This window comes from Holdemania filiformis DSM 12042 (genome assembly GCF_000157995.1).
Taxonomy (GTDB): Bacteria; Bacillota_I; Bacilli_A; order Erysipelotrichales; family Erysipelotrichaceae; genus Holdemania; species Holdemania filiformis.
This window is the reverse complement of sequence record NZ_GG657556.1, coordinates 438,010-447,050: the sequence shown is the minus strand read 5'-3', so window position 1 is coordinate 447,050 and position 9,041 is coordinate 438,010. Positions and strand designations below refer to the sequence as shown.

Here is a 9,041-nt window from a genome sequence, read left to right as displayed (position 1 = left end):
TCATGGCGGGGTCTCGCAGCTGTATTCCATCGATCTGAAGCATGAGAGCTTCATCATCCCGTTCGGCCTGCATATCAAAGCGCTGATCACGCGGGCTTCCTTAGGAAAATACAACCGCAATCCGCTGTCGGAGAAAATCAAGCAGGACTGTCCGATCATCTATGACATCGCTATTTTTATCGCGCTGCGGCTTTCGGAGATTTACCAGGTTGCGATTGCGGAGGATGAGGTCGCCTTTATCTTCCTGCATGTCGGCACGGAAATCGACCGCCAGAATTCCTCGAATGATAAGCTGAAATGCGTCCTGTTGTGTTCCGATTATCTGGGCTTGGAAAAGAAGATCTACGCTCAGTTAACGCAGGACTACGCCGATGAGATCACGATTGACGCCGTTGTTTCCAGCTATGAAGAACTGGAAAGACAAACGTTTGATCTGTTGATCACGATGATTCAGGATGAACGGAATTATAACTATCCTTCGTTGTTGATTCTGCCGTTTCAGCTTGATAAACAGAAAAATGAGATTCGGGAGAAGATTTATGAAATCCAGCAGGTGAAAAAGAAAGAGCTGATTTTTAATCATTTCGATCATTACTTCCATCCGGAGTTGTTCTTTGTGATCGAAAACGGAAGCCGGGAAGACGTCATTCAAAAGGTCTGCGATAAAATGGAGGCCCTCGGCTACGTTTCCGCTTCGTTTAAGACATTCGTCAAAGAGCGGGAGAACGCGTCGTCCACGGCCTTCGGCAGCATCGCGATTCCCCATTCGGTGCACATGGACGCCTATCAGACCAAGATCGGCATCGCGGTCAGCCGCAGCGGGATAACCTGGGGAAACAATCTTGTCAACATCATGCTTCTGATTGCGATCAATAAGTATGACAAGCAGATTCTTCTGACGATCAATGAATCAATTTTGTCCCTGTTTGAGAATCCGGAAATTCTCAGCCGGGTAAAAAATACGTCCAGCCTGGCGGAGTTCAAGGAGATCATTCTGCCGAATCTTTGAGAACATCACCATGGCACGCGGAAGTCCCTGACCGCCGAAGGCTCAGGGGGATGATGGACACTGAATAAATCGGCGAAGATTCCGGAGGTGAATTCCTGGAATCTTTCGCATGGAGAATGCGGATCTGGATAAGATGATCCGTTTTTTTTTGATAACGCTCAGCCGGCTTTGCCGAAAAGAAAAGCCTGACGTCCGTTCTCTGTTCACAGGCAGAATGGCGCTCAGGCATTTTATAGAATTTTATTTTGTTTGTGAGCCATGCCAGTTCCTAGCCGCCAGCACGATCAGATCCTTTGCCAGATCCAGGCCGATCGAACTGTTGATCATCAGATCGTAGGATCCGCTGTCGCCCCAGTTTTTATCAGTGTAATACTCGTAATAAGCCTTGCGCTCCTTGTCCGTCCGCAGCACCAGCGCCCGGATATCCCGTTCCTTGCGGTTATAAAACGTCTTGACCCGTTCAATCCGGTCCGGCAGCGGCGCGTTGATGAAAACACTCAGAATGTCCTGCCCCCGCAAAACATAATCCGCACACCGGCCGACGATCACGCACGGCTGCACCGCCAGCTGCTGGATGATCTCAGACTGGGTCATAAACACCTGAACATCGATCATCTGCGTTAAACTGAACAATGGATTGCTCAGCACCGACCGTTTCCTTTCTTCATTTCTGACGACTTCCTCGGAAAAACCAGTCTGCGCCGCGGTCATCGAAATAACCTCTTTGTCATAATACGGAATTTTCAGCTCCTCCGCCACTTTGCGCGCGACGTCGCGGCCGGCCGAGCCATATTGCCGGCTTACGGTGATAATAGGATACCCCATACTTCTTTCCCTCGCTTCCCTCGCTCTTACTAATCTCATTGTAACAGGGAGGCAATGATTGTCAACGAAAAGAAAAGACCCGCGTTTCCGCAAGTCTTCTGTTTTAGCTTTCAGCCTGAAATTCGTCTAACCCTGATCTTCCGTTTTCACTTTTTTCCTGGATGCCGGCCGGCGCTTCGGCTTCTCGTTTTTCTCCAGTTCTGAGCGGAAGTAATTTAAAATCTTTTCCAGACTTTCAATCATGACTTCCTCTTTTTCCAACTCCAGATCAACGATGCAGCTGTCGACCATTTCTTCATGGAACTGATGATGAATCCGCAGCACTCGTTTGCCTTGGCTGACAAAAGCAGCCGCACAACGCGCTTGTCCTGCAGATCCTTGCATTTCATGATATATCCTTTGCGCACCAGCGAATTCACCGCGACGCTCAGTGTGCCCGGCGTGACCATCTGCAGCCGCGCAACGTCGCCCAGCGTCTTGGTTTCGCTTTTTTCCACATTCTCCAAAATATGGACTTCTGTCATGGAAAGCGTGACACCCTGATGCTTCATATACTGTTCTTCAATAAATAAAATATGGTTAAATACTTCAACCAGCAAACCATTGACTGTCTCGCGAACACGATTCATGATGCCACCTCCGACGTGTTCATTGTAGCCTTTTCGTTCAGGCTCTGTCAAGGTTTATCCCGGTTTTATTCCTGCTTGATCAACTGATTCCTAAGCTTCTGGATAATTCGTTTTTCTAACCTTGAGATATACGACTGCGAGATTCCCAGCTGATCGGCAATGTCTTTCTGCGTCAGTTCCTCATGATTGATGCCGTAGCGCATTTCTAAGATCATCCGTTCGTTCTCTTTCAACTTGCTCATGGCTTTTAACAGCTGGCGTTTATCTTCCTCGGCATAGAAGCTTTCCGCGACGATGTCGCCTTCTGTTCCCAAAATGTCGGACAGCAGCAGCTCGTTGCCGTCGTAATCGACGTTGAGCGGCTCGTCAAACGAAATCTCGGTTTTCCGCCGGCTTTTCTTGCGCAAAAACATCAGAATTTCGTTTTCAATGCAGCGCGAGGCATAGGTAACCAGCTTGATATTTTTATCCCGCTTAAACGTATTCACAGCTTTGATCAGACCGATCGTCCCGATACTGATCAGATCCTCCATGAAAATCGGATTGGTTTCATAACGCTTGGCGATGTAGACGACCAGGCGCAGATTGTGTTCGATCAATGTGTCGCGGGCCTGTTGATCGCCGTTTTCCAGCGCGATCAGCGCCGCTTCCTCCTCGTCGCGGGCAAGCGGATGCGGCAGGACATCGTTGCCTTGAATAAAGTGAACATGACGACTTCGTTTTCCGAACAAAAAAGCTTTTAATTTGAATAACCAACGTTTCATTCTATCTGTGACCTGTAAACAGCGTGACGTTCAGCAACGTATCGTAACCGCAGCCGTCCAGCGCCTCGCTGAACGCCAGCCAGACCGGCTGGACGCATCCGCCCTGGATCTGCAGCGAAGCGCTGATCGCCGCCACATCCCGTACACCCGCAACGGTTTCCACCGGCAGCGGCTGGACCGGAGCCCAGTTCAGCCGGCCTTTGATTTCCCGGGTACAGAAAATCAGCGGGCGGCCTTCGATGACGGCGCTGTTGCCGGAATCCAGATAACCGGAGAGCGCCAGTTCGCAATCCCCTGCCTGCAGCGTCACCGGATACAAAAACGCGGTTTCCGCTAACCCCTGGCCCAGTTTCCGCTGGAGGATAAAATCCCACATTAACAGAAACCCGGCGGCGATCGTCCATTGCCAGCACGAAGCAGGCAGAAACAACTGGAAATGCACAAGCGATCCGCGCCACAGCTTCATCAAGCCGAATTCGAGCAGAAACCGCAGGCCCCAGGCAAAAGCCGCAGCCTGAAGACCGAATGAGAAAACGGTCAGAACGCTGATCAGTTCGATCAGGGCGCAAACCCAGATTGCATCGTCAAACCAGCACAAGCAAGCAGCCAGCGGCGCCAGCGGACACAACATCAGTATTCTTCTCAGCCGGACCGGACGCCGGCACAGCCACGCCGAGGTCAGCCAGACTGAACCGTTCAGGATTGTTCCGAGAATCACGGTTACTTCCACATAACTGTTCACGCTTTTCTCCTTTCTCTACGTTCTATGATAGAAAAAGCAGCGGGCAGTTTTTGTCGTTTTGCACGCCGGTTCTGTGAAAGTTCATGTTCGATTCCCGCGCCGTTCAGGAAACTTTCAGCGATATTCGTCATTTTCAAATCCAGAATAAAAGACCGGTAATTACAACTCAACATGCGATCCGCACAAAGCCTCATTCCAGATCTGAATCGTTATACGCGATGAGCTTTAGTTTCGCTTCAGCCTGAGCGCTTTCTCAAACAAGCTTATGCAATGTTATTGTCATGTTTACTCTGAAAAATCTTTCAGTAATTTCTCACGCCCCGGTTGTGTACGTCGCACCGCGCAGAAGATCAGCCAGCCTAAAATTCCGCCCAGCGTATTCATAATCAGATCGTCGATATCGGCGGAACGGCCGATAAAGAATTGCAGGATTTCAATCGTCAGGGAATATCCCGTCAGTGAAAGCAGGCAGGGGCGCAGCGGGCGGAACTTCGGAAAGCAGACAGGCGTTAGAAATCCCAAGGGAACAAACATGACAATGTTGAGCAATAATTGTTCGATCATCCGGGCAAACCCCATTTGATACGTTTCCTGAATCCAGACAAAGGGAACGACGTTGATCAAATGCACCGGCGGATGAAATGCTGCGGGGCCTAATATAAGAAAGTCAAACCCTACGGTTGCGAAGAATACCAGAAGCGCATAGGAAGCCCAGCCCCAGATCAATCCTTTGCGCAGCTTTGTCAGATCCTTTCGCCGGCGAATACCGCGCGTCAGAAACCCAGCGATCAGGCAGGACAGCGGCAGGCCGATTATCGTCATTCCAATGACCATTCCCATCGTTCTCAAATCCCTTCTATAAACATAGTTTTAGGATTTTAGTATACCCTGAAAATCAGAACTTGAAATGACAGACAGCTTGAATAGAAAGTGACAGTTTATTCACTTACGGCTATCGTAAAGTCAAAAAAAGGAACGGCGCTCACCGTTCCCTGTAATTTATTCTTCGTCTTCCGTTTCCAGCAGGCCATAGCCTCCGCTGTTGCGCTTGTAAACAACGGCGGTGCTGTCGGTTTCTTCATCAGTATAGATGAAGAAGGAATGACCAAGCATTTCCATCCGCATGATCGCTTCTTCCAGATCCATGCGCTGCGCTTTGACCGTCTTGGTTCTGACTGCGATATCGCCCTGGTCCAGCTTAACATTGTCCTGTTCGACAAAGCTCAGCGCCAGTTTTTCACGATGCCGGCGGGACAGGCGGGTTTTCTGACGGCGAACCTGATCTTCCAGCTTGTCGATCGCTAAATCAATCGCCGCATATAAATCTTCATGTTCGACTTCTGTTCTCAAGATTCCGACTTTGGTAGGGATCGTGACTTCAATTTTCTGTGTGAGAGGATAAGTGCGGACAACAACACGGGCTCTAGTTTCAGGATCGATTAACAGATATTTGTCCAAAAAGGATAATTTTCTTTCGATCTTCTGCCTCATTGCTTCCGTGATGCTGACATTTTTTCCGACAATCTCAAATTTCATGGATAATTCCTCCTTTGATGTACCTTTAGTATAAGCGGATTCAAAGAAAAAAATCAGTCTTTAAACGCCGGCGCTTTCGTGTTATACTGAAAGCGTAAGGGCTGATTTCTGTAAATCAGCCCTTTTTTATCATTTCATTGTTTCAAGGTTTGCCGTAAGACCCGCAGTGCGTTGTCATAACCGACTGCCTGACACTCGTCTTCCGAGAATCCCTGCGCCCGCAGACCCTGGATCAGATTCTGCGCTTGAAGCGCGCTGGTCAGATCCGTGCCCATCGACGTCGCATGATCCTCGAAGAAATCCATGAAATCAAAGCCGACGGCCAGATGTTCCACGCCGACCAGATCGGCAATGTGACGGCCGTGCGCCGCCAGATGCAGAGCATCCTGATGTTCAGGATTGGAATCAATGAAGTTCCTCGCGGCATTCAAGCCGATCACACCGCCCTTTGCAGCGATTGCCATGATCTGTTGATCGGTCAGGTTGCGGTGTACCTCACACAGCGCGCGGGTGTTGGAGTGAGTGGCGATTAACGGACCACGAACCACTTCCACCATGTCCCAGAACGTTTTCTCATTGGTATGCGATACGTCGAGAATCATCCCCAGCTCATCCATTTTTCGAACAGCCTTGCGGCCTTCCTCGGTTAATCCGCAGGTAACCGTACCTTTCACGCCGGTTGCCAGTGCGTTTTCATCATTCCAGCACAGCGAAGCGATGCGCACGCCCTGATCATAGAGCCACTGAATTTTTTCCTCGGCCTGATCCCGGATTCCGCACATGCCCTCGACGGTCATCACAACCTGCTGCTTGCCGGATTCTTCCAGATCGGCTCTGGATTTTATCCAGGTCACGGCATCGAGGTTTTCTTCAATTTCCTGGCGGGCGGCGAGCACCATTTTCTGCATCCGATCCCAGTCCTCCGAGCCTTCAAAATAACTGGCGATCCCCACGCCGAGCACTTCGCCCTTTATCAGCTTCGGCAAATGTTCTTCTCGCAATACATGGGTTCTTCCTTGTTCGTGCTTACGCAGAATATCCCAGCCGATATCGGCGTGCAAATCAAAAATTCTCATCTTCAATCCCCTTTCCGGCGGCGATCGCCGCTTCTTGATGTTGATGACGGACTTCCCATTCCGCCAGCTTCTTTTTCAATCCGTTCATAACGATAATCATGGAATAGGTGTCCAATCCGCAGTATTGAAGCAGATGATCGCGAATTGCCTGGTGATCGGACTGATCGTTATTTTGATCGAGATTCCGCCATTGGACGACGGCGTCCATACCTTGATGGATGTCGAGATCCTGATAAGTCAGGTTTTCATCAAACAGCGGCAGCAGTGTTTTCAAGGAATAATAGCCGCGCATCCGCGTGTCGTAGAATAGACCCGCCTGGAAGGGAAAGGCCAAATCAACCATGCGGGAATGGATCTTCATCAACGGTTTCGCGCGTTCCGGAAAGCGGGCGGCCAGCTCCTGAAGCCGGATCTTTTCCGCGCCTTCGGCATTGTAGGCGATCACGCTACCCTTTGGCGGCAGATCTTGAAGCAGCTTTTCGACAAAGTCTTTCCGGCAGTCGTGCACACCGATAAACTCGCGATGGGTCAGCGTCCCGTCCGCTTCTAAAATATGCAGCGAATACTGAAAGGGCAACACTTGATAGCTGCGCATTCCCTCATAAGGCGGCACAGCATAGGTTTCCCACTCAAAGTCGAGGAAGCAGTATGGGTATTGCAGAGCGCCGTCAAGCCAGGTTTTCAAGCCGAAATAGTCAATGTAACAGCCGCCGTTCTGAGCGGCTTTGATCTGAGCGAATTGTTGGCGGGTTCCCTCAATCCGATCCGGGTCTGCATCCTGCAGCGTTAACCGACCTTCCGCTGCCATCTGATTTTTATATTGGGATGAAACAAGGGTCAGGATTGAATCAGGATCGAGTTCTTTTTCTTCCGGGAAGCATCGTTCATAGTAAACGCATTTGTTACGGCGCGTACAGCGGTTAGTTTTCACTGATTCAGGTTCTTCCAGCTCAAGCATCCGCTCCATTTCGTCAAGCATAGGCTGAATTTCAATTTTCTGCTTTTCGATTGCTTCTGAAAGTCTTAGGGCCGGACGTCCGGCTTCGTTATAAAACCGATCGGAAATGATGAAGAGTTCCTGGGGATCTAATTCTTTCCCTCGAATATAATCAGGATTAAGATGGATCACATAAAGTGAGTTCACCGCAAGACCAAGGTTTTCCAGCACCCAGGCGCTTAGCATATAACTGAATGCTTCGTCTTCTTTAGGCAGATGGCCGCCATACAGAAAATAGACTTCCCAGCCGGCATCTGTTTTGTGGAGAAAGGGAATTTTGACACGCAGCTGATGGAATTCAAAGCGGGCGGAAACCAGCCATTCTGATTCTTCCAGCGCCGCCATAGCCCGCTGCGGATCATCACCGCGAACTCCCTGAAAATATTCCTTAATTCCTAATTTCTGGCAGGCCAGCGCCGTTAAATCCTCATCCATCCTGACATAGGGAGAAAATGGCGGTGTCGGTTCTTTTTTAGAGAGCCAGAAATATTTCTGACATCGTTTAAATTTTTTACAATCGGAAGTATGAAACATGTATAATCACCTTTTTGATTATACCATTCCCCTCCGTGCAATCCAAGAAAAGTTGGATAAATCCCAGGTTTTCACAGATTTATTTCATTCTGGAATTTTCTTGGGAATTCAATCATTTAAGAGATGAGCTTAATAAATGTTTGAAATTTGCTTAAACGTCCAATCAACAGTAAAAAAGCACGGCTCCTCAAGCATGCTTTTTCTACTACAACAAAATAATAATGTTTCAATTCATGCAAGCATATAGTTTGCGACAGGATGGAAATGTAGTTTCTGGCCCCATTCGCGGAATTTCAATCCACGCAAACATATAGCTTGCGACTCTGCAGATGCCAACATGGACAAAGATAACGATATTTCAATCCACGCAAGCATATAGCTTGCGACGTACACCGTTGCAATTTAGATTTGACGCTTGGAAAATTTCAATCCACGCAAGCGTGTAGCTTGCGACATATCGTGGATAATAATGTCACTGATATTAACTGATTTCAATCCACGCAAGCGTGTAGCTTGCGACAATATCCACTTCTTGGTTATAAAACACTAAGAGCATTTCAATCCACGCAAGCGTGTAGCTTGCGACGGTAACGCGAGCAGCCTCCCGGCCGGAGTTGTATATTTCAATCCACGCAAGCGTGTAGCTTGCGACGATCGCAATGGGTGCACTTAAATCGGGTGTTCCGATTTCAATCCACGCAAGCGTGTAGCTTGCGACAATATCCACTTCTTGGTTATAAAACACTAAGAGCATTTCAATCCACGCAAGCGTGTAGCTTGCGACTCTGGCCGGCTTACCACGCCAATGAACACATTGGATTTCAATCCACGCAAGCGTGTAGCTTGCGACTCTATCAAGGAGCGAACCATTAGTGTGAATAAAATTTCAATCCACGCAAGCGTGTAGCTTGCGACGCTTCATTAAGGGA

General features: G+C 48.9%; 9 protein-coding genes and 1 CRISPR repeat array. Of the genes, 1 reads left to right on the top strand and 8 read right to left on the bottom strand.

From position 1 onward, the window contains the following. The coding region (locus HOLDEFILI_RS07950) for a PTS sugar transporter subunit IIA (protein ID WP_006059064.1) at positions 1-1,009 on the top strand (1,009 nt) is incomplete at its 5' end. A gap of 240 nt (positions 1,010-1,249) precedes the next feature. Here HOLDEFILI_RS07950 and HOLDEFILI_RS07945 read toward each other — a convergent pair. From HOLDEFILI_RS07945 to HOLDEFILI_RS07910, 8 genes are all read right to left on the bottom strand, one after another. Next, complete coding sequence (locus HOLDEFILI_RS07945) at positions 1,250-1,834, bottom strand: cytidylate kinase-like family protein (protein WP_039864332.1); 585 nt, start codon at positions 1,832-1,834, stop codon at positions 1,250-1,252. Between the two features lie 239 nt (positions 1,835-2,073). Then, a complete protein-coding gene (locus HOLDEFILI_RS07940) occupies positions 2,074-2,463 on the bottom strand; it encodes a MarR family winged helix-turn-helix transcriptional regulator (protein ID WP_006059061.1) in 390 nt (129 codons plus the stop codon). Between the two features lie 65 nt (positions 2,464-2,528). Then, positions 2,529-3,227, bottom strand: a complete 699-nt coding sequence (sigK, locus tag HOLDEFILI_RS07935; RefSeq protein WP_006059060.1) for an RNA polymerase sporulation sigma factor SigK — start codon at positions 3,225-3,227, stop codon at positions 2,529-2,531. 1 nt (position 3,228) lies between these two features. Then, complete coding sequence (locus HOLDEFILI_RS07930) at positions 3,229-3,969, bottom strand: sigma-E processing peptidase SpoIIGA (RefSeq protein WP_039864331.1); 741 nt, start codon at positions 3,967-3,969, stop codon at positions 3,229-3,231. A gap of 285 nt (positions 3,970-4,254) precedes the next feature. Next, the gene (locus tag HOLDEFILI_RS07925) at positions 4,255-4,809 is read right to left on the bottom strand and encodes a VanZ family protein (RefSeq protein ID WP_006059057.1); all 555 of its coding nucleotides are present in this window, start codon (positions 4,807-4,809) and stop codon (positions 4,255-4,257) included. 159 nt (positions 4,810-4,968) lie between these two features. Beyond that, positions 4,969-5,505: a ribosome hibernation-promoting factor, HPF/YfiA family gene (hpf, locus tag HOLDEFILI_RS07920; protein WP_006059056.1), complete on the bottom strand. Its 537-nt coding sequence runs from the start codon at positions 5,503-5,505 to the stop codon at positions 4,969-4,971. 134 nt (positions 5,506-5,639) lie between these two features. Further along, positions 5,640-6,581, bottom strand: a complete 942-nt coding sequence (locus HOLDEFILI_RS07915; RefSeq protein WP_006059055.1) for a dipeptidase — start codon at positions 6,579-6,581, stop codon at positions 5,640-5,642. Then, a complete protein-coding gene (locus HOLDEFILI_RS07910) occupies positions 6,568-8,112 on the bottom strand; it encodes a DUF2779 domain-containing protein (protein WP_156788868.1) in 1,545 nt (514 codons plus the stop codon). Before HOLDEFILI_RS07910 ends, HOLDEFILI_RS07915 begins: the two co-directional genes overlap by 14 nt. Positions 8,113-8,335: 223 nt before the next feature. After that, a CRISPR array of direct repeats spans positions 8,336-9,027; the repeat unit is 32 nt; unit sequence ATTTCAATCCACGCAAGCGTGTAGCTTGCGAC. Between the last annotated feature and the right edge of the window lie 14 nt (positions 9,028-9,041).